The organism is Xenophilus azovorans DSM 13620, assembly GCF_000745855.1.
In the GTDB taxonomy this organism is placed as follows: domain Bacteria; phylum Pseudomonadota; class Gammaproteobacteria; order Burkholderiales; family Burkholderiaceae_C; genus Xenophilus; species Xenophilus azovorans.
This window is the reverse complement of sequence record NZ_JQKD01000012.1, coordinates 16,307-36,940: the sequence shown is the minus strand read 5'-3', so window position 1 is coordinate 36,940 and position 20,634 is coordinate 16,307. Positions and strand designations below refer to the sequence as shown.

At 70.9% G+C, this 20,634-nt stretch carries 19 protein-coding genes; 3 read left to right on the top strand and 16 right to left on the bottom strand.

What is annotated here, in order from left to right; translation table 11 throughout:
* Positions 1-28 precede the first annotated feature (28 nt).
* The 3 genes from Q392_RS08895 to Q392_RS08885 are packed head-to-tail and all read left to right on the top strand — an operon-like array spanning position 29 to position 4,763.
* Positions 29-1,009: a Bug family tripartite tricarboxylate transporter substrate binding protein gene (locus Q392_RS08895; RefSeq protein WP_038205032.1), complete on the top strand. Its 981-nt coding sequence runs from the start codon at positions 29-31 to the stop codon at positions 1,007-1,009.
* The gene (locus Q392_RS08890) at positions 1,006-3,099 is read left to right on the top strand and encodes a hydantoinase/oxoprolinase family protein (protein ID WP_038205029.1); all 2,094 of its coding nucleotides are present in this window, start codon (positions 1,006-1,008) and stop codon (positions 3,097-3,099) included. The genes Q392_RS08895 and Q392_RS08890 overlap by 4 nt, the downstream gene beginning before the upstream one ends.
* Positions 3,096-4,763: a hydantoinase B/oxoprolinase family protein gene (locus Q392_RS08885; protein ID WP_038205027.1), complete on the top strand. Its 1,668-nt coding sequence runs from the start codon at positions 3,096-3,098 to the stop codon at positions 4,761-4,763. Before Q392_RS08890 ends, Q392_RS08885 begins: the two co-directional genes overlap by 4 nt.
* 91 nt (positions 4,764-4,854) lie before the next feature.
* Here Q392_RS08885 and Q392_RS08880 read toward each other — a convergent pair whose 3' ends face one another.
* From Q392_RS08880 to queC, 16 genes are all read right to left on the bottom strand, one after another.
* The gene (locus tag Q392_RS08880) at positions 4,855-5,826 is read right to left on the bottom strand and encodes a tripartite tricarboxylate transporter substrate binding protein (protein ID WP_038205024.1); all 972 of its coding nucleotides are present in this window, start codon (positions 5,824-5,826) and stop codon (positions 4,855-4,857) included.
* Between the two features lie 83 nt (positions 5,827-5,909).
* Entirely contained in the window at positions 5,910-6,419 is a 510-nt protein-coding gene (locus tag Q392_RS08875; RefSeq protein WP_038205022.1) for an FAS1-like dehydratase domain-containing protein, read from the bottom strand.
* A complete protein-coding gene (locus tag Q392_RS08870) occupies positions 6,416-6,883 on the bottom strand; it encodes a hotdog family protein (protein WP_038205007.1) in 468 nt (155 codons plus the stop codon). Before Q392_RS08870 ends, Q392_RS08875 begins: the two co-directional genes overlap by 4 nt.
* 19 nt (positions 6,884-6,902) lie before the next feature.
* Complete coding sequence (locus Q392_RS08865; protein WP_038205005.1) at positions 6,903-7,313, bottom strand: Zn-ribbon domain-containing OB-fold protein; 411 nt, start codon at positions 7,311-7,313, stop codon at positions 6,903-6,905.
* Between the two features lie 3 nt (positions 7,314-7,316).
* The gene (locus tag Q392_RS08860) at positions 7,317-8,453 is read right to left on the bottom strand and encodes a thiolase family protein (protein WP_038205413.1); all 1,137 of its coding nucleotides are present in this window, start codon (positions 8,451-8,453) and stop codon (positions 7,317-7,319) included.
* Positions 8,454-8,464: 11 nt separating this feature from the next.
* Positions 8,465-9,694 carry a CaiB/BaiF CoA transferase family protein gene (locus Q392_RS08855; RefSeq protein WP_038205002.1) on the bottom strand — a complete coding sequence of 410 codons (1,230 nt, stop codon included), beginning with the start codon at positions 9,692-9,694 and terminating at the stop codon, positions 8,465-8,467.
* Positions 9,691-10,926, bottom strand: a complete 1,236-nt coding sequence (locus tag Q392_RS08850; RefSeq protein ID WP_051953123.1) for a CaiB/BaiF CoA transferase family protein — start codon at positions 10,924-10,926, stop codon at positions 9,691-9,693. Before Q392_RS08850 ends, Q392_RS08855 begins: the two co-directional genes overlap by 4 nt.
* On the bottom strand, positions 10,923-11,705 hold the full coding sequence (locus tag Q392_RS08845; RefSeq protein WP_038204996.1) for an enoyl-CoA hydratase/isomerase family protein: 783 nt from the start codon (positions 11,703-11,705) through the stop codon (positions 10,923-10,925). The genes Q392_RS08850 and Q392_RS08845 overlap by 4 nt, the downstream gene beginning before the upstream one ends.
* 37 nt (positions 11,706-11,742) lie before the next feature.
* Positions 11,743-14,271, bottom strand: coding sequence for a CaiB/BaiF CoA transferase family protein (locus tag Q392_RS08840; protein WP_038204984.1), 2,529 nt, complete (start codon positions 14,269-14,271; stop codon positions 11,743-11,745).
* A gap of 1 nt (position 14,272) precedes the next feature.
* Positions 14,273-15,487 (bottom strand): acyl-CoA dehydrogenase family protein, encoded by a 1,215-nt coding sequence (locus Q392_RS08835; protein WP_084216948.1) that lies wholly within the window; start codon positions 15,485-15,487, stop codon positions 14,273-14,275.
* Positions 15,488-15,521: 34 nt separating this feature from the next.
* Positions 15,522-16,871 carry an MmgE/PrpD family protein gene (locus Q392_RS08830; protein ID WP_169748290.1) on the bottom strand — a complete coding sequence of 450 codons (1,350 nt, stop codon included), beginning with the start codon at positions 16,869-16,871 and terminating at the stop codon, positions 15,522-15,524.
* Positions 16,872-16,885: 14 nt separating this feature from the next.
* The gene (locus Q392_RS33620) at positions 16,886-17,029 is read right to left on the bottom strand and encodes a hypothetical protein (RefSeq protein ID WP_211260218.1); all 144 of its coding nucleotides are present in this window, start codon (positions 17,027-17,029) and stop codon (positions 16,886-16,888) included.
* A gap of 127 nt (positions 17,030-17,156) precedes the next feature.
* A complete protein-coding gene (locus Q392_RS08825) occupies positions 17,157-18,821 on the bottom strand; it encodes a DEAD/DEAH box helicase (RefSeq protein ID WP_084216947.1) in 1,665 nt (554 codons plus the stop codon).
* Positions 18,822-19,061: 240 nt separating this feature from the next.
* The gene (locus Q392_RS08820; RefSeq protein WP_038204981.1) at positions 19,062-19,628 is read right to left on the bottom strand and encodes a DUF488 domain-containing protein; all 567 of its coding nucleotides are present in this window, start codon (positions 19,626-19,628) and stop codon (positions 19,062-19,064) included.
* Positions 19,625-19,834, bottom strand: coding sequence for a hypervirulence associated TUDOR domain-containing protein (locus Q392_RS08815; RefSeq protein ID WP_038204977.1), 210 nt, complete (start codon positions 19,832-19,834; stop codon positions 19,625-19,627). Before Q392_RS08815 ends, Q392_RS08820 begins: the two co-directional genes overlap by 4 nt.
* A gap of 72 nt (positions 19,835-19,906) precedes the next feature.
* Positions 19,907-20,629 carry a 7-cyano-7-deazaguanine synthase QueC gene (gene queC, locus Q392_RS08810; RefSeq protein WP_038204976.1) on the bottom strand — a complete coding sequence of 241 codons (723 nt, stop codon included), beginning with the start codon at positions 20,627-20,629 and terminating at the stop codon, positions 19,907-19,909.
* Positions 20,630-20,634 lie beyond the last annotated feature (5 nt).

Genomic DNA, 20,634 nt, shown 5'->3' with positions numbered 1-20,634 from the left:
TGCACCCCCTCTGCAGACGAGGTACACCATGAAGCAGTTGCTTCCCTCGCGCCGTGACGTGCTTGCAGCGCTCGCCGGCGTCGCGTTGCCGTTCCCGCGCGTGTTCGCGCAAGCCTATCCCGACCGCCCGATCCGGTTGTACGTCGGCTACTCCGCCGGGGGCGGCACGGACCAGGTCGCGCGGCTGCTCGCGCAGAAGCTCACCGAACTTCTCGGGCAGCAGGTGGTCGTGCTCAACCAGCCGGGTGCCACGGGTGCGATCGCGGTCGAGAAGGTCGCCACTGCGCCTGCAGATGGCTACACGCTGCTGCTGGTCTCCATCGCCGACACCGTGGTGCCCGCGCTGCGCGCCAAGCTGCCGTACGACCTCGGACGCGACATCGTCGGCGTCGCTCCCGTCGTGGGCGGGCCGCTGGCGCTGGTCGTCCATCCAGGCCTTCCGGCGAACAATGTCCGCGAGCTGATCGCGCTGGCGCGGTCGAAGCCCGGCAGGCTCACCTACGGGTCGCCGGGCGTGGGCAATTCGCTGCACCTGGCCGCCGAGCAGTTCAAGCAGGCCACCCGGACCGACATGCTGCATGTGCCGTTCAAGGGCGCAGCGGAGGCGTTGGCTGCAACGGCTTCGGGAGAGGTCGACGTCTGCTTTCCGGTGCTGTCCAGTGCGCTGCCCCTCGTGGACGGCGGCAAGCTGCGCTTGCTTGCGGTGACGGGCGCGGCGCGCGTGCCTTCCCGGCCCGACGTGCCGACCGTCGGCGAATCCGGTGTCCCGGGATTCGAGCGGACGACATGGTTCGGCGTTGCCGCACCGGCCGGAACGCCGAAGCCCGTCATCGCTAGGCTGAACGAGGCCGTCAACACGGTGATGGGAACGCCCGAGATGCGGCAGTTCTATGCGAAGCAGAACTTCGAGCCGATGTCGGGATCGGCGGAGAAGTTCAACGCCTTCATCAATGCGGAAACAGCGCAGAGCGCGGCGCTGATCCGCGCGCTCGGCATCCAGCCGCAATGAGCGATGCCACGCGCCATCTGCTGGCGGTCGACATCGGCGGATCTTTCACCGACGTCGTCCTGCAGGCCGGAGACCGGCGCTTCACCGCCAAGGCGCTGACCACGCCGCGGGCGCCGGAAGACGGCGTGATGACAGGTATCGCGGAAGTGCTGGAGCACGCGGGCCTGCCCGCCGCTGCCATCTCGCTGTTCATCCTGGGAACCACTCTTGCCGCCAACGCGCTGATCGAGCGCAAGGGGGCGCGAACGGCGTTGCTGGCGACACAGGGATTCCGCGACGTGGTGGAGATCGGGCACGAGAACCGCTACGCGCAATACGACCTCGCGCAGGACAAGCCGCCGCCGCTCGTGCCGCGCCACTTGCGCTTCGGCGTGCCCGAGCGGATGAATGTGCGGGGGGAGGTGCTCTTGCCACTGGACGAGGATGCGGTGCGCGCACTCGCCCCCGAGCTGCGCCGGCACGGCATCGAGAGCGTTGCGGTGGCATTCCTGCACAGCTATGCCAACCCCGCACACGAACGGCGCGTCCGCGACCTGCTGCAGGAAATGCAGCCCGATCTGTACATCACCCTGTCCTCCGACGTGTGCCCCGAGGTGCGGGAGTACGAACGCACGTCGACCGCCTGCGCGAATGCCTACGTGCAGCCCGTCGTGGCCGGCTATCTCGGCCGTCTCGGCAAGCGTCTTGCGGCGGTCGGCCTGGACTGCCCCTCCTACCTGATGACCTCGGGCGGCGCCATCACCAGCATGGCCCTGGGAGCAGCCCAGCCCATCAAGCTGGTGGAGTCGGGGCCCGCCGGCGGAGCGATTCTCGCGAGGCAGGTGGCGCAGCAGTGCGGCATACGCAAGGCGCTGTCGTTCGACATGGGCGGCACGACCGCCAAGGTCTGCTTCATCGACGACTACGAACCGGAACTCTCGCGCAGCTTCGAGATCGGCCGCATGTACCGGTTCATGAAGGGTTCCGGCCTGCCAGTGCGCATCCCGGTGATCGAGATGGTGGAGATCGGCGCCGGCGGTGGCTCCATCGCGCGGGTCGACGCACTGGGCCGCGTGCTGGTCGGCCCGGAAAGCGCCGTCGCCGATCCGGGCCCTGCATGCTTCGGCCGGGGCGGCGCACATCCGACGGTCACCGACGCCGATTGCGTTGCAGCCGTGCTGGATCCAGGCCGCTTCGCCTCCGGCAAGGTGACGCTGCAGCCGGCGCTCGCCGAGGCCGCGATCGATCGGGAGGTCGCGGGGCCGCTGCGCTGCGACGCCGTGCACGGCGCGGCTGCCATCCTGGAGATCGTCATCGAGAACATGGCCAACGCGGCGCGCATCCACGCCGTCGAGCTGGGCAAGACGGTGGAGGACTACACGATGATCGCCTTCGGCGGCGCTGCGCCGCTGCACGCCGCACAGCTCGCCGCACGGCTCGGCATCACGCGGGTGATCGTGCCTGCATCCGCGAGCGTGGGGTCGGCGCTCGGGTTCCTGTGGGCGCCCGTTGCATGGCAGTCGCTGCGCAGCATGCACCAGCGGCTCGAGGGCCTCGACGGATCCGCCGTGGACGCACTGCTGCATGAGATGGAACAGGAGGCGACCGAGGCGGTGCGCCGTGCGGCACCCGCCAGCGACGCGCTGCGGCGCCGGCGCGTCGCCTACATGCGCTATGTCGGACAAGGCCACGAGATCATGGTCGATCTGCCCGAGGGCGAACTTTCCGAGGAGCGCACGGCCGAGTTGCGGCAGCGCTTCGAAAGCAGCTACGGCGCGCTCTACGGGCGGGTGATTCCGGACCTGATGGTGGAGGTCATGAGCTGGTCCGTCACCGTCGGCACCGCCCAGCCCGCACTGCAGACCGCCACCCTGCCGCCGGATGCGGCAACGGTGCGCCCGCAGTCGCGGCGGCGCATCTTCGATGCGGTGGCGTCGGACTGGGTGGAAGCCGGCGTGTTCGAGCGCGCCACGCTGGCACCCGGCGCGGGCGTCATCGGGCCTGCGCTGGTGAGCGAAGACCAGACCACCACCGTGGTGCCCGCCGGGTTCGTCGCGCGGCAGGATGCGCTCGGGCACCTCCGGCTCGAGCGCAGGGAGCCGCAGGCATGAAAGCGCCGTCCAGTCCCATCCGTCTCCAGGTGATGTGGGACCGCTTGCTCTCGGTCGTGGAGGAGCAGGCCCAGACCCTGGTGCGCACGGCGTTCGGCGCATCGACACGCGAGGCCGGGGATCTCTCGGCCGGCGTGTTCCTGCCGGACGGCCGCATGCTGGCCCAGGCCGTGACCGGTACACCCGGCCACGTGAACTCGATGGCGGACGCCGTCCGGCATTTCCTGGCCGAGTTCCCGGCCGACACGATGCAGCCCGGCGATGTCTTCGCGACCAACGACCCCTGGAAGGGCACGGGGCACCTCAACGACTTCACTTTCGTGACGCCCGTGCACCGCCACGGCCGTCTCGTCGCCCTGTTCGCTTCCACGTTGCACGTCGTCGACATCGGGGGACTCGGCTCCGGCCCCGACGCGACCGAGATCTTCCACGAAGGCCTGTACGTGCCGATCGTCCGCTTCGCCGATCGCGGCATCCTCGATCCGACGCTGCTGCGCGTGATCCGCGCGAACGTTCGCGAGCCGGTGCAGGTCGAGGGCGATCTGCACGCGCTCATGGTGTGCAACGAGATCGGCGCGCGCCGGCTGCTCGCCATGATGGACGAGTACCGCATCGAGGCGCTCGACGAGCTCGGCGCCCACATCATCGAGCGCTCGCACCAGGCGATGCTGAACGCCGTCCGCCAGTGGCCGCGCGGCACCTGGAGGAGCGCGATGACGCTCGACGGCTACGATCATCCGATCGAGCTCGCCGCAGCCCTCACGATCTCGGACCAGGGCGTCGACCTCGATTTCAGCGGAACGTCCGCGGCGGTCGCACGCGGCATCAATGTTCCCAAGAACTACACCGATGCGTACAGCTCGTTCGGCGTGCGCTGCATCATCGGGCCCGAGATCCCCAACAACGCCGGCTCGCTGGGCGTGGTGCGCGTCGCTGCCCCGGCGAACTGCATCCTCAACGCGCAGCCGCCCTTCGCCGTCCAGTCGCGCGCGATCGTGGGCACGATGCTGCCGGACCTGGTGTTCGGCTGCCTGCGGCAGGTGCGCCCCGAGCACGTTCCCGCGGAAGGCGCATCCAACCTCTGGAACATCCGCCTGGCAGGAGGCCAGCCGCTGCCCGGGACCGATCCCGCCGAATTCATGCGGTCCAGGCGCTTCACCATCGTGAGCTTCACCTCAGGGGGCACCGGCGCGCGGCCGGGCAAGGATGGCCTGTCGGCCACCTCGTTCCCGAGCGGCGTGAAGAACACGGCCGTCGAGATCATCGAGACGATGGCGCCGCTCGTGTTCTGGCGCAAGGAGTTCACGTGCGACAGCGGCGGCGCGGGCCGCCTGCGCGGCGGGCTCGGCCAGACCGTGGAAGTGGCGCACGCCGACGGTGCGCCGATGGTGCTCGGCGCGACTTTCGAGCGGATCGAGCATCCCGCCCGCGGCGCCGAAGGCGGCCGGAGCGGCGGCGCCGGGCGCGCATACCTCGCCTCTGGCCGGCCGCTGCGCGGCAAGGGCCGGCAGCTCGTGCCGGCAGGCGACCGCGTGATCCTGCATACGCCCGGCGGAGGAGGGATCGGCGACCCTGCGCAGCGGCCGCGTGAGCAGGTGGACGCGGACGTGCTCGACGGCCTCGTCAGCACGGACGCCGCGCGGGCGGTCTATCGCCTGGAGTAGGCGCCGGCGCGGCCGGATCACGCGCTCGGCGTCCCGCGCCGGTCCCGGAAGTCCAGGGCGCGGCGCCGCCGTCGGGCGTGCGGGTCCCGGCTCAATCGAGCTTCACGTTGGCCGCCTTGATGATGCGGCCGAACTTCTCCATGTCCTGCTTCATGGTGGCCTCGAACTGGTCGGGCGCGACCGCGTAGCGTTCCATGCCGCCGGCGTCGAGCGTTTCCTTGATCTCGGCGGTGGCCATGATTTTCCCGGTCTCGGCGTTGAGCCGGGCGACGACGGCCTTCGGCGTGCCGGCCGGCGCCAGCAGCGCGTACCAGACGCGCACCTCGTAGCCCTTCAGGCCCGACTCGGACATGGTGGGCACCTGCGGCAGCACGTCCATGCGGCTCGGGCTGGTGACGGCGAGCGCCTTCAGCTTGCCGCTCTTGATGAAGGGCAGCACGATGATCGGGCTGCCGAAGGAGAACTGCACCTGCCCGCCGACCAGGTCGGTGATGGCCGGCGCCCCGCCCTTGTACGGCACGTGCGTGGTCTTCACCTTGGCCATCAGGTTCATCAGCTCGCCCGCCAGGTGGTTGGGGTTGCCGCTGCCAGCCGAGGAGAAGTTGAGCGCGCCGGGCTTGGCCCTGGCCAGCGCCAGCAGGTCCTGCAGGTTGTCCGCCGGCACCGAGGGGTGGGTGACCAGGATCATGTCCGAGGTGCTGAGCGTGGCCACCGGCACGAAGTCCTTGATCGGGTCGTAGCTGGTCGGCAGCAGCTGCGGGTTGGTCAGGTGCGAGCTGGCCGTGAGCAGCAGCGTGTAGCCGTCGGCCGGCGCCTTGGCCACCGCCTCGGTGCCGATCACGGTGTTGCCGCCCGGCTTGTTGTCCACGATCACCTGCTGCCCCAGCGCGTCGCCGAGGCGGTGGGACAGCACGCGCGCCAGCGGGTCCACGCTGCCGCCCGGCGGGAACGGCACGACCATCCGGACCGGCTTGGTCGGAAAGCCGCCCTGTGCCAGGGCCAGGGCCGGCGCCGCCAGGGCGGAGCCTGCGAGCAGCAGCGCGCGGCGTGTGAATCGGTCCATGATTTTCGTCTCCATATGTATGTTAGCGCTATCCAAACAAACCAGTCTGGACCGCCGCGACCGGTCCGTCAACCGGACGTGCCCTAGCGGCGCAGGTTGGTGGTGTGCATCACGGCGCAGAGCTGGCCGAGCTGGTTGCGGAACTCGCGGCGTGTGACGACGACGCCCATGGCGCCCGCCTTGCCCTGCTTGACCGAGGTCTCGCTGACGACGGCGCTCACCGTCACCGTGTCGCCCGCGACCAGCGGCTCGTGGAACTCGTAGCTGTCGCCGCCGTGCAGCGTCGCCTTGCCGAAGCTGAATGTCAGCGGCGCCTCGCGGCAGTTGAAGAACACCAGCCACAGCAGCGGCCAGGGCGCGACGATGCCGCGGTAGCCGCGCGCCCGGGCGGCGGCCTCGTCGTAGTGGATCGGGTCGAGGTCCTCCACGGCCAGCGCCATGCGGCGGATGGAAAGCACGTCGACCGGCATCGAATCCGGCGGGCCGAGCGGGCCTTCCAGCGCCTTCAGCTCGGCCTGGAGCTGCTCCGGCGTGAGGTCCTCCACCCGCAGGGTGGCGGCGCCGTGGACCTTGGCGGCAGGCGTGGCGTTCATGGCCGGCCCTCCTTCAGCGGCAGTTCGGCGATCACCCCGCCCGGCGTGGTGAGCTTCCCGTCCTGGTTGACGATCCGGCAGTCGACCTCCAGCATGCCCTTGCCGTCCTCGGTCCACGCGCGCTTGACCGAGGCGCGGATGCACGCCGTGTCGCCCGGCTGGGTCGAGGCGCTGTTGCGGTCCCAGAACGAGACCAGGCGGGCGCGGCTGCCCAGCCAGTGCTTGACCTCCGTGAACATGTAGCTCGCCATGAGAGGCCCCGACAGCAGCAGCCCGGGCAGGCCCTGCGCGCGGGCGGCCGCCGCGTCGTGGTGGAACTCGGAGGCGTAGTTGTCGCAGGCGCCGGCCCAGCGCACCTGGTGGCCGGCCGTCATCGGGCCCTTGGTGACTTCGGGCATCTGCTGCCCCTCGTGGAAATCCTCGAAGAAGCGCGCGGGCGGCGCCTTCGTGTCGATCTTGTACATCTCTGGTCGTCTCCTGGGGTCAGCGCGCCGGCCGGAAGCGCGGGATCGTGATCTCCGGCGTGACCGGGTCGAACACGGCCTCGACCGCGTGGCCGATCCGCACCGCGTCGTGGGCCACGCCCACCACGTTGCCGTACATGCGCGGGCCCTCTTCCAACTGCACCAGCGCGACGTTGTAGGGCAGGTCGCCCTTGAAGCCCGGGTGGTAGGCCTGGTGGAACACCACGTACGAGAACACGGTGCCGCGCCCGGACACGGGCGTCCATGCGTACTCGGCGCTCAGGCATTGCGGACAGAACGGGCTGATCGGGTAGCGCAGGTGGCCGCAGGCGGAGCATTTCTGGAAGCTCAGGCGGCCTGCCTTGCAGGACTCCCAGAACGGCCGGTTCTCGTCCGTCAGCGTGGGCAGGGGCTTGTCGTAGTCGCTCATCGTTCAGCCCTCGCGCAGCACCATCGCATTGGCGCAGTTGAGCGTCATGCCGCGGCCGGTGACCAGGCAGGTCTCGGCCCCCCGCACCTGCCGCGGGCCGCACTGGCCGCGCATCTGCCGCACGCCCTCGACGATGTGCAGCCAGCCCTCCATGAAGGACTCCGACAGGTTGCCGCCCGCGGTGTTCACCGGCAGCTCGCCGCCCAGGCGGATGCGGCCGCCCTCGACGAAGGCGCCGGCCTCGCCCGGCTCGCAGAAGCCGCCGTGCTCCAGCCACAGCAGCACGCTGGGCGTGAAGTTGTCGTAGAGCTGGGCGACGTCGATGTCGCGCGGGCCGACGCCGGCCATGCGGTAGGCGTCCTGCACCGCCGCCTTCTGGTGCGGCGCGTACCACCAGTCCTCGCGCTCGAGGATCTGCGTGGTGTAGCCCTGGCCCATGCCGGAGATCAGCACCGGCGGCTGCTTCAGGTCGCGTGCGCGCTCGGCGCTGGAGACGATGATGCACACCCCGCCGTCGGAGACCAGGCAGCAGTCCAGCAGGTGCAGCGGCTCGACGATCCAGCGCGAGGCCTGGTGGTCCTCGAGGGTGATCGGCTTGCGCATCACCGCATCGGGGTTCAGCGAGGCGTGGTGGCGGCAGGCCACCGCGATCTCGCCGAGCTGCCGGCTGGTGGTGCCGTACAGCGCCATGTGGCGCGCGGCGGTGATGGCGGAGTTGGCCGCGGCCGACATGAAGCCCCAGATGGCGGAGGAGTCGCCCCAGCCCTGGGCCCGGTTGAACACGCCGCCGCCGGTCGCGGCCGCATCGCCGTAGACGCAGGCCACATGGGTCGCCATGCCGGCCTCGATCGCCAGCACCGCCTGCTGCACCAGCGCGCCGGCGGTGGACCCGCCCATGTACATGGTGCCGGTCCAGCGCGGGTTGATGCCCAGCGTCTCGCCCACGCGCAGATAGTTCTGCTGGCCTTCGGGCGCGGTCTGGCCCGAGAAGGTGAGCAGCCCGTCGATCTGGTCCTTGCGCAGGCCGCTGTCGTCCAGCGCGCGCTGGAAGGCGCCGACCGCGAGCGAGAGCGCCGTCGAGCCGGGCAGCTTGCCCTGCGGCGTGGCGCCGACGCCGACGATGGCGCCACGATCGCGCATGCTGCGGCCGCTCACCTGAGCACCTGCTCGGCTTCCAGCGCGTCGATCTCCGCGTTCGACAGGTCCAGCATGCCGTGCAGGATCTCGCGCGTGTGCTCGCCCAGCATCGGCGCGGCACGCTGCGGCCGGACCGGCGTGCGCGAGAAGCGGAACGGCAGGTTGTTGTAGATCGACTCGCCCATTTCTGCATGCGGCAGACGCACCCAGTGCCCGCGGTGCTGCAGCTGCGGATCGACGCGGGTGACGTCGTGCGCGTCCTGCACGGCGCCGGCCGGCACGCCGACGCCCTGCAACCGAAGCATCAGCGCCTGCTTGTCGTGCTGCGCGGTCCAGGCCGAGAGCGAGGCGTCCAGCTCGGCACGCCCGCGCCAGCGCTGCGGCATGGTCTGCCAGCGCGCCTCCAGCGCCCAGGCCGGACGGCCCATGGCATCGACCAGCGCGGCCCACTGCGCGTCGTCCATCACGCTGATGGCGATCCAGCGGTCGTCGCCGGCCGCCGGATACACGCCGTGCGGCGCCGCCCAGGGATGGTCGTTGCCGCGGCGCTGCTGCAGCCGGCCGTTGACGGTGAGGTCGAGGAAGGTCGGCCCCATCAGCGACAGCATGGGCTCGGTCTGCGCGAAATCGATGAACTGGCCCTGCCCCGTACGGCGGCGATGCCGCAGCGCCGCCAGCAGCGCGAAGGCCGCGTGGCAGGGGTTGGGCAAATGGTCCGGGTAGTTGGTGCCGGTGCCGGCGGGAATGCGGTCCGGCAGGCCGCTCAGGTCCTGGATGCCGGTCAGCGCCGCGATGCTGCTGCCGGTGCCGCGGAAGTCGCACTGCGGGCCCTGCGAGCCCTGCATCGACATGCCGATGAAGATGATGTCGGCGCGGATCTTCCTGCAGTCCTCGTAGCCGAGGCCGAACTTGTCCATCACCCCGGCCGCGAAATTGTTGGCGACGATGTCGCTCTTCGCGATCAGGCGCCGGATCACCGCCAGCGCCTTCGGGTGCTTCATGTCGATGGTGATGCCGCGCTTGCTGGTGTTGCGGTCGGCGAAGTAGCCACTGCGGTTGACGCCCGGCCTGCCGTCCTTGTAGGGGCCGGCCAGGCGTAGCGAGTCGAGCCGGGTCGAGGTCTCGATCTTGATCACGTCGGCGCCGAGGTCGCCGAACACCTTGGTCGTGTAGGAACCGGCACCGATCCAGCAGAAGTCGGCCACGCGCAGGCCGGCCAGGGGCAGTTTCTTTTCTTCACTCATGCGACCACTCCCGCGGCATACAGGCGCGCGACCTCGTCGGCGGCGATGCCGATCTCGCCCAGCACCTCACCCGTGTGCTGGCCCAGCGCGGGCGCCGGGCACCGCACCTTCCAGGGCGTGCCCGACAGCACGTAGGGCGCGCCGGGCATGTCCGCCGCCTGCCGCAGCAGCGGATGCGTGAAGGGGACGAAGTGGCCGCGCGCGCGCAGCTGCGGGTTGTCCAGCAGGTCGGCAGGCGTGCTCACCGGCGCCAGCGGGATGCCGCGCTTCTGGCCTTCGCCATACAGCCAGGCCTTGCTGTGCGCGCGCGCCCAGGGGATGAACAGCTCGCCGAAGACCTCGCGCGCCTCGTCGCTCTTGAGGTAGTTCATGTCCGACCACTCGGGGCCGAACAGGCGGTCCACGCCTTCCATGCCTTCGTCCTTGAACCATTGCAGGCTGCGCGTCCAGGCCGGGCTGGTGCCGATGCCGCGCGAGCCGAGGAAGATGTAGCCGTCCCGGCAGGGGAACAGGCCGTAGCCGGCGAAGCGCTGGTCGCCCAGCGGCCGCTTGCGGATGGTGCCCTCCAGGTCGTAGGTCTGGGCCGCGTTCTCCAGCGCGAGCGTCACGCTCTCCTGCATGGAGATGTCGACATGCTGGCCCTGCCCGTCGAGCTCGGCCTCGGTGACGGCCAGCAGCGCGGCGACGGCGCCGTACATCGCCGCGCACTTGAACGCCTGGTCGCCATGCGCCTGTGTCGGTGCGACGCCCTGGTAGCCACCCATCCAGAGCAGGCCGCCGGTGGCCAGGCCGACGAGGTCGGTCGCCTGCATCTGCGCATAGGGGCCGGTCTGGCCGTAGGGCGTGATGCTCGCCATCACCAGCTGCGGCCGGCCCATCGACAGCGCCGCATGGCCGATGCCGCGCGCGTCCATCCAGCCGGGCGGCGCGGTCTCGATCACCAGGTCGGCCGTCGCCGCCAGCTCGCGCAGCAGGCGCTGGCCGCTCGCGGTGTCGAGGTCGAGGCAGATGCCGCGCTTGCTGGTGTTCTGGTAGGCGTAGTTGAGGCTGCGCTCGATGCCGGGCACGTCGCCGATGAAGGGCGGCTCGCGGCGCAGCGCGGTCCCTTGCGGCGGCTCGACCAGGATGACGTCGGCGCCCATGTCGGCGAACAGCTTGCCGGCGTAGTTGCCCATGGGGCCGGACAGGTCGAGGACGCGCAGGCCCTCGAGGGCGGCGGGGCTCGGGCTCATCGCGCCTTCCATACCGGGTCGCGCTTCTCGGCGAAGGCCTTGCGGCCCTCGACGCGGTCCTCGGTGTCCTTCAGCATGCCGTACATGTACTTGTCCATGTTGAGCGCCTGGGTGAGCGGCATGTCCATGCCGCGCGTCACCAGTTGCTTCACCGCGCGCACCGCCAGTGGTGCGTTGCGCGCGATCCTGCGGGCGATCTCCAGGGCGGCGGGCATGAGCTGCGCATGCGGCACGACCTTGCTGACCAGGCCCATGCGCAGCGCTTCCGACGCGTCGATGGTGTCGCCGGTGGTCAGCAGCAGCATCAGGTCGGACTTCGCCAGCGAACGCGACAGCCGCGGGATGCTGCCGCCCCAGGGGATGGAGCCGCGCCGCACCTCGCTGAGGCCGAACTTGGCATTCTCCGAGGCGATCGCGATGTCGCAGATCGCGAGCAGCTCGGTGCCGCCGGCGAGCGCGTAGCCGTTGACGGCGCAGATCAGGGGCTTGTCGGTCTCGAGGCCCATGAAGGCGCTGCCCGTGTCGCGCTCCACCAGCAACTGGCGCGCATAGCTCTGGCTCGGGTCCGGCAGGGTCTTCTTGAGGTCGGCGCCGGTGCAGAAGGCCTTGTCGCCGGCGCCGGTGAAGACCACCACGTGGATGTCGTCGTCTTCGTTGATGCGCCGGTAGAAGGCATAGAGTTCCTGCCGCATTTCCGGGTCGATCGAGTTCATCGCGTGCGGGCGGTTGAACTCGCACACGGCGACCCGGTCTTCGACCGTGATATTGAGGTTGGCCATGACAGCTCCTTGGGTTCCTTGTCTCTGAGGGCGCAGGCTACGCGATGCCGAGCTTGTGCTTGTAGTCGGGCTCCACCGCGTGGATGGCCTTCACCCGCTGCAGTTCCGCCAGGCCCATGGCGTCGAAGGGCTTGGGCGTGGTCGGCTCCGTGCACACCGCCTTGATGTCGAACAGCGATGCGATGCGCGCTTCGGGCATGTCCAGCACGTCGCGCAGGATGGCGCGGCCGTCGTCGCCGTAGCGCGGCGCCGGCCGGCGGATGCGCACGGCACGGTTCGCCAGCTTCCAGGGCCGGCCCATGATGGGCCGCACACCCATGGGCTGCGGCAGCTGCACCCGCTCGTGGAAGCCGCGCGCGAGCAGGTGCGGGTCCAGCAGCAGGTCGCGGTTGTTCATCACCGGCCCGCAGGCGATGCCCTCGGCCTGCAGGCGCTGCATCAGGGCGAAGCCGTCGCGCTCGCGCGCCCAGCCGGCCACCAGCGCATTCACCTCTGCGCGGCGGTCCCGGCGCGCCGCTTCGCCGGCCAGCGCGGGATCGACCGTCACGCCGTCCTGCGCCATCAGCCGGGCCAGCGCCTGCCACTGCGCATCGTCCTGCACGCTGATCGCCACCCAGCGGTCTTCGCCGCGGCAGGGATAGGCGTCGCTGGGCACATGCCGCGCGTCCTCGTTGCCGATGCGCTGCGGCTGCGTGCCGTCCAGCTGGTACTGCAGCAGCGCCTCCGGGATCATGGCCGCGCCCACCTGGTACATGCCCAGGTCGATCCACTGGCCCTGGCCGGTGCGGCGCACGTGGCGCAGCGCGGCGAACACCGCCGCCAGGCCGGTCCAGCAGGCGGTGAAGTCCGGGTAGGACTGGCCCACCTTCCAGGGCTTGTCGCCGCGGTAGCCGGTGTAGGCGGCGATGCCCATGGTCGACTCCAGCGTCGTGCCCTGGCTGGGGAAGTTCTTCCAGGGCCCGGTGGAGCCGTAGCCGGTGTTCGAGAGGCAGACCAGCCGCGGGTTGATCTTCAGCAGCTCCTCGTGGCCGAGGCCCCAGCCGCTCATCACGCGCGGCGTGAAGTTGTCGACCACGACATCGGCCTTGGCGACCAGCTCGCGGAACACCTCCTTCGCCTCCGGCAGACCCATGTCCAGCACGATCGAGCGCTTGCCGCGGTTGACCACGTTGAACATGCCGGAGCGGTTGATGCCGTCGACCTTCGGGTCGTTCTCCAGGTAGGTGGTGAGCACGCCCTGCCGAGTGGGATCGAGCTTGCGCGGCGACTCGATCTTGATCACCTCCGCGCCCAGGTCGCTGAGCAGCGCCGCCATGTAGGGCACGGCGATCACGGTGGCGAGGTCCAGCACGCGCAGGCCCTCCAGCGGCAGGCGGGCGCCCTCCTTCGCCGACGCCGGCGCCGGCGCCGGCGCCTGCTGCGGGGTATCGCCTTCGATGCCGGCCAGCACCTCGCGCGTGTGCTCGCCCAGCGTCGGCGCGCGCCGGCGCACGCGCGTCGGCGTGACGGCCATGCGCGCCAGCTCGGCGGGCAAGCGGAAGCTGCGCCCGCCGGGATGCGCCACCACCGCGAAAGCCTCGCGCGCGGCGAGCTGCTCGCAGGCCAGCAGGTCGGGCGCGGTCTGCACCACGCCCATCAGGGCGCGCCGCTGCGATCCTTCCAGGAACAGCTCCTTGGCCTCGCGGTCCTTCACCGCATCCGCGATCAGCGTGCGGACTTCCTCCACATGCTGCGAGCGCTGCTTGTTGCTGGCGAACTTCGGCTCGCGCAGCGCCTCGCAGCGGAAGATCTCGGCGAAGGTCTCGTTGGGCACCGCCAGGCTGGCCTGGAAGGACAGCCAGCCGCGCTTCGTCTCGACGGGCGCGCCCGAATACGGGTCCTGCACCGCCAGCCGGCGGCCCTGGATCGCACCCATGAAGGTGTAGTAGGTCTCGCAGGTCACCAGTTCGGACGCCAGGCATTCCTGCACCGAGAGGTCGACGTGCTCGCCGATGCCGTCGCGCTCGGCCGCGGTGAAGGCGGCCAGCGCGGCATAGGCGGCGTTCATGCCGCCGCACAGGTAGGCCTGGTTCAGGCCATGCTTGAGCGGCGCGCGGTCGGCCTGGCCGCTGATCTGCATGATGCCGCTCATCGCCTGGTGCACCAGGTCGCTGCCGGCGTAGTGCGCGTAGGGGCCGGTGCGGCCGAAGTCGGTGACCGAGGTGACGACCGCGCGCGGGTTCCACGCCAGCAGCTCCTGCGGCGTGGGGCCGGCGCCGGGCCGGAAGCTCTCGATCACGATGTCGCTGCGCGCGACCAGGCGGCGCAGCGCAGCGCGGCCGGCCTCGGAGGCGAGGTCGAGCTCGACGCCGCGCTTGTTCCAGTTCAGGTAGGCGAACAGCAGGCTGCGCTCGCTCTGCGGGCCTTCGTGCAGCAACGGATGCAGCGTGCGCCCCGGCTCGCCGCCGGGCGGCTCCACCTTGGTCACCTCGGCGCCGAAGTCGCCCAGCAGCCGCGCCGCGAACGGACCCGCGATGCCCTGGCTGAGGTCCAGGACGCGCACGCCTTCCAGGGCCATCTCCGCCATCTCAGCCCTTCAGCAGCTTGCGCGCGATCAGGATGCGCTGGATCTCGCTGGCACCGCCGCCGATCTGCGTGTGGCGCAGGATCCGGTAGAACAGCGTGAGCGGCAGGTCCAGCGACTCGCCCATGGCGCCGTGGACCTGGATCGCGTGGTCCACGCAGCGCGCGCCCCATTCACTGGCGCACAGCTTGACCAGCGCGGCCTCGGCACGCACGTCCTCGCCGGTGTCGGCGCGTGCGGCCATCTCGTAGGTCATCGAGCGCAGTGCCTGGATGTCGATGTGCATGTCGACCAGCTTCCACTGGATCGCCTGCCGCTCCGACAGCGGCTTGCCGAAGGTGACGCGCTGCTTGGCCCAGTCCACCGACATGTCCAGCGAGCGCTGCATCTTGCCCAGCGCGTAGGGGCCGCGCAGCAGGCGGTCGTGGATGGTGAGCCAGCGCTGGCCCAGCGTGAAGCCCTTGCCGACCTCGCCCAGCACGTCCTCGTCCGGCACGTACACGTCGTCGAAGTGCACGACGTGCTGCTTCGCCTCCTCGGACAGCCAGGTGCGGATGCCGGGCACCTCCACCCGCAGGCCGGGGTTCTGGCGGTCCACCAGGAACATGGTGATGCCGCCGCGCTGGCGCAGTTCCGGGTCGGTCACCGCCTGCACCATCAGGAAGTCGCACTCGTTGGCGTTGGAGATCCACATCTTGGTGCCGTTCAGCACCCAGCCGTTGCCCTTGCGCACGGCGCGCGTCTGCATCATGCCGCCCGGGTCGGAGCCGGCGTTGGGCTCGGTCTGGGCGAAGGCCGTGACCTTGGTGCCCTCGATCACCGGCGTGAGGAAGCGCTCGACCTGGTCGCCCTTGCACTCGTACAGGATGTTGGCGACGTTGGCCAGGGGCAGCGTGATCGGCGAGTAGTAGAGCTGCTCCAGGATCGCGACCTGCGCCAGCATCGGCAGGCCCAGGCCGCCGTGTGCCTCCGGCACCATCAGGTAGAACAGGCCGGTGTCGCGGGCCACCTTCTCCAGGCGGGCGGCCACCTCGGGCTGGAACACCCGGCGCACCGCGGGCAGCTCGCGCATGCCGTAGGCGTGGTGAGGGCTCGACAGCCACTCCTGCTCCAGCGGCATCAGCTCGTCGCGCACGATGCGCCTGGCGACTTCGCAGAACTCCTGGATCTCCGCCGGCAGGGTGTAGGCGCCGGTGGGCATGGAAGACGATGCGTGCATGTCTCTTTCGCTTTCTCTCGGAAGGTGGGGGAAATCAGGCAGCCGCGAGCGCGTAGAGCGCGGCGGTGCCGGGCAGGGTGTCGATGGTCATCAGGGCGTCATAGAGCGGCCGCGGCGCGGCGCGCAGGCCGCCGGCGGCAAGGCAGCCCTCGAACTTGGCGGCCAGCTCGCCCGGGGCGAGCGGCAGCTCGGGGCCGCCGCGGACGTAGTCCACCGCACGGGTCAGCACGCGGCCGTCGAGCGTGTGCAGCCGCACGATGTCCTGCGGCGCTTCGCCGGGCCGGGTCTCGTCTTCGCGGTCTTCGGGCAGCACCTCGACGCGGCGCATGAGCGCCTGCACGTCGGTGCGCAGCACGAAGTCGTCGCGCAGTTCCGGCAGGCCGCAGCGGCGCGCGACGAGGGCCGCGGCCATGGCGAACTGCATGCTGAACTTCGCCTCCAGCGCCGTCTGCGGCTGGGCGAAGCGCAGCGTCGAGCGGTTGCGGCGGCTGATCGTGACCTCCACGCGCAGCACCTCCTGCGGCTGCGGGGCGTGCTGCTGCAGCAGTTCCAGCATGCCGTCCAGCGCGCGGTGGGTGGCGAAGCAGGTCGGGTACTTCTTGACGTTGACGCCGGCCACCGGCAGCTTCCAGTCGCGGCCGGCCTGCACCGGCGACGCGAGGTCGACCCGGCCCTGCGGCGAGATGCCTCGCATCAGGCCCTTGGGATGCTCCAGCACATCGGCGCCGGCTGTGAAGCCCTGCTGCGCCAGCCGCGCGGCCATCAGGCCGGCATGCGACGCGCGGCCGGCGTGATAGGGCTTGGTCATGGTGCCGAAGTTGGCGATCAGGCCGGCGCTCTGCGAGGCGGCGATGCCCAGCGCGTGGGTCGTTTGATCCGGCGTGAGGCCGCGCAGCGACGCGCAGGCCGCGGCGGCGGCGACAGGGCCGAGCACGCCGGTGGGGTGCCAGCTGCGGTTGTGATGGTGGTCCGGCTCGCGCCGCATCAGCTCGGCCCAGGTCTCGTAGCCGGCGGCATAGGCGGTGGCCATGCGTTCGCCGCTGGCGCCCAGCGCCTCGGCCTCGGCCAGCAGCGCCGGCACGACCACCACGCTGATGTGGCCGCGCTGGGCCGCGTCGTCGTAGTCCAGCGCATGGGCTGCGGTGGCGTTGATCCAGGCCGCCTCGGGCGCGCGCGCACTCCCCCGGTCGACCAGCAGGCGGCTTTCGCCCGGCGCGGGCTGCAGCACGCCGCGCAGCATGCGCGCCTCCTCACTGTCGCGGCCCGCCACCAGGGTGCCGAAGGTGTCGGTGAAGGCCCTGCGGACGAAGGGCAGCGCGCCGGCCGGCAGATCGGCGGGACGCAGCGTCGCGATGAAGCGGGCCAGGTCGGCGGTGAGGGGCATCGTGCATGCCGGGCTCATTCGACCTTCATGCGCATCGCGTCCACGGGCGCGCCGGCTCTCTTCACCCCGCCCGTTTCGACGCGGTGAAGTTCTTGAGGCAGCATGTATCCAGCGAGGGCGGTGCGCCTGGAAATTGCGTTGCGATCGAGGCGCTTCATTAAATTATGATAGCGCTATCAAACGAGACGGTCAATCCTGCCGGAAAGGCCAGAAGCTCGAAAGAAGAGGAGGCAAAAACACCGACGCCCGCGCGTGGCGGGCGTCGGTGTCGTGTTGCGGTGCCTGTCAGCGACCGCGCGGCACGAAGGCGCGGCCGGCCGGTGCGCCGTGGCCGGCGCGCTTGCCGGCGCCGCCGCCCCAGCCACGGCCGTTGCCGCCCTCGCGCGGCGGCGCACCGCGGCGGCCGCCCTCCTCGCGATAGCCGGCGCCTGCGCCACTGCTGCGGCCGGTGCTCTCGCCCCAGCCCGTCGCCCGACCGCCGCGCGCCTGCGCGTCGCGCTGCGGCGGACGGCCGCCGCGGCCGCGCGGGCCGCCGTGCGCGCCGCGCGGCGCGCCGGCCACCGGCGCACGCCGGGTCGGCTCCATGCCGGGGATCACCTCGGCGTTGAAGGGCTGGCGCGTGAAGGCCTCGATGTCGAACACGCGGCGCTGGTCGCGGAACTCGGCGAAGGTGACGGCAATGCCGTCGCGCCCCGCGCGGCCGGTGCGGCCGATGCGGTGGGTGTAGTCCTCGGCCTTCATCGGCAGGCCGAAGTTGAAGACGTGGCTGATGGCGGGCACGTCGAGGCCGCGCGCGGCCACGTCGGTCGCCACCAGGATCTGCACCTGGCCGTTGCGCAGCGCCATCAGGCGGCGGTTGCGCAGGCCCTGGCTCAGCGCGCCGTGCAGCGCCACGGCGGAGAAGCCGGCCTGCTGCAGGTCGTTGGCCAGGCCGTCGCATTCGACCTGCGTGCTGGCGAACACCACGGCCTGCTGGATCGAGGCGTCACGCAGCCAGTGGTCGAGCAGCGCGCGCTTGTGGTCGAAGTGGTCGGCCCAGTGCAGCACCTGCTTGATGTTGGCGTGCTTCTGCTGCGGCGTGTCGATCTGCACCTTGCGCGGCTCGCGCATCACGCGCGCGGCCAGTTGCTGGATGCGCGGCGCGAAGGTGGCGCTGAACATCATGGTCTGCTGGCGCGCGATGGTGAGCTGGTTGATCTCGGCCAGGTCGTCGGCGAAGCCCAGGTCGAGCATGCGGTCGGCCTCGTCCACCACCAGGAACTGCACCTGGTCGAGCTTGATCTGCATCGAGCGCTGCAGGTCCAGCAGGCGCCCCGGCGTGGCGACCACCAGGTTGGCGTTCTGCAGGCGGGCGATCTGCATCTGGTAGGGCATGCCGCCCACCACGTTGGCGATGCGCAGGCCGCGGCAGTGGCGCACCAGCTCGATGGCGTCGTGCGCCACCTGCTGGGCCAGTTCGCGCGTGGGGCACAGCACCAGCGCGCCGGGCACGGCGGGCTTGAAGTGGCGCGCATGCGTGGGGTTGACGCGCTTGGCACGCTTGGGCGGCGGCTCGCCGCGCTCGGCGGCCTCGGCCGCCAGGCGGGCCTGCTCGGCCTGCGCCTGGGCGTGCGCCGCCTCCTGCTGCGCCAGCAGCGTGTGCAGCACGGGCAGCAGGAAGGCCGCGGTCTTGCCGCTGCCGGTCTGGCTGGAGACCATCAGGTCGATGAAGCGCGCGGCCTCGCCGGTGTCGGCGGTGCCCGACATGGCCAGCGGAATGGCCTGCTGCTGCACGGCCGTGGGCTCGGTGTAGCCCAGGTCGCGCACGGCGGCGATGAGTTGCGGCGCCAGGCCCAGTGCGGCGAAGGCGTGGGGCGCCTCGGCGGCTTGCGCGGCCGGGACGGAAGGTTGTTCGATGGAGGCAGGCGCGGCCACGGCCACGCCCTGCGCGTCATGCAGGGTGTCGTTCACGAAAAAGAAGCTCGAAGGATGCAGCGGCGCGCCCAGGTTCGGGCGCGTGCGCTGGCGGTCAACAGAACATCAACCGTCCAACGCATGAGGGGCGGCCTGGGCCGCCTGGCTGTCAATACGCCGCGCTGAAGGTCCGAAAACCTGGCGGCAAGCCGATGTGCAAGAAGGGAGATGCGCGAAGCATGCAACGGGCTGGGCCCGAGGCAAGCCGGCAATTGTCGCACGGATGGGGGTTTTTACCTAATGGTTCGTGCAGGCGCCGTGATCCGGCCCTGCCGGCGCCGGATAGACGACCTCCCCTCCGGCCTGGACGCGCGCGCCCGGCGTGAGGCGCGCGGGCACCACCTGCCCCGGCCCCATGATGTGGAAGACCGCCTGCCCGTGCGCCAGCAGGTGGTCGGCGACGATGCGCCGATGGCAGCGCCACCACACGGCTTCGGCGCACATGAGGGCGCAGCGCTGCCGCCGCCCCTCGTCGATCAGGTACGCCAGCGCCTCCCGGAAGGGCGCCGAGAGCGCGTAGTCCGCGTAGTTGTGGAAACTGCGGTTCTCCCACAGGCCGTTGACGTCCGCCGCCACCTCGCGGCTGCGCCCGCGCAGGCCGCCCAGCGCGGCCTCGTGCTCGTACGAGATGCCCTGCGCCGCCAGCGATGCGCACAGCGCCTGCGCGTCGAACTGCGGATGGGTGCGCGATCCCGGCATCTTGCGGATGTCGACGACGCGCGACACCTCCGACGCGCGCAGCAGCGCCATGAAGTCGTCGATGCGCCGGTCGGCGTGGCCGATGGTGAAGAAGGGCTGCGTCACGCCAGCCGCAGGACGCTGCCGCGGTGGGCGGCGATGTGGTCGGTCCTGTCGCTCCTGATCTCGTACTGCGGATCGTCTTCAGTGGCCCGGTGGGTGTGGCCCTTGTAGTCGAAGTCCGCCGTGTGCACGGCGATGATGGTCCCCGAAACGCGGCCGGCCTCGGAGTTCCAGCTCACGTGGTCGCCGACCTTGAAGCGCCTGGTCATGTCGTCCCCTTCGCAGCGTGTGCGGTCGATGCTACTGCGGACGGTGCACGGGCGCAGGGGCCGGGAGGATGTTCAGGGGCCTGGTGTGGCCGCGCCTGCGTCGCTGCCCGCATAGCGCCGCCACCCCGCCGCGCGCAGCTCGCAGGCCGGGCAGGCGCCGCAGCCGTAGCCCCAGGGGTGGCGCTGCGTGCGGTCGCCCAGGTAGCAGGTGTGCGTGGCTTCCGCGATGAGGTCGACCAGCGCGCGGCCGCCCAGCGATTCGGCCAGCCGCCAGGTCCCGGCCTTGTCGATCCACATCAGCGGCGTCTCGACCACGATGCGCCGGTCCAGCCCGAGCGACAGGGCGAGCTGCATCGCCTTCATGGTGTCGTCGCGGCAGTCGGGGTAGCCGGAGTAGTCGGTCTCGCACACGCCGGTGACGATCACCTCGAGGCCACGGCGGTAGGCCAGCGCGCCGGCGAGGGTGAGGAACAGCAGGTTGCGCCCGGGCACGAAGGTGTTGGGCAGGCCGCTTCGCGCTATCTCGAAGGCGATGTCCTCGGTGAGGGACGATCCGCCGAGCCGGGCCAGCACGTCCACCTCGAGCACGTGGTCCTCGCCCAGCCGTTCGGCCCAGGCGGGGAAAGCCTCGCGCAGCCGCGCCAGCACCTGGAGGCGGGCGTCGAGTTCGACGCGGTGGCGCTGGCCGTAGTCGAAGCCCAGCGTCTCCACCCGCTCGTAGCGGGTCAGGGCCTGGGCCAGGCAGGTGGTGGAATCCTGGCCGCCGGAGAAGAGGACGAGGGCGCTGCGGTGCATGGTGG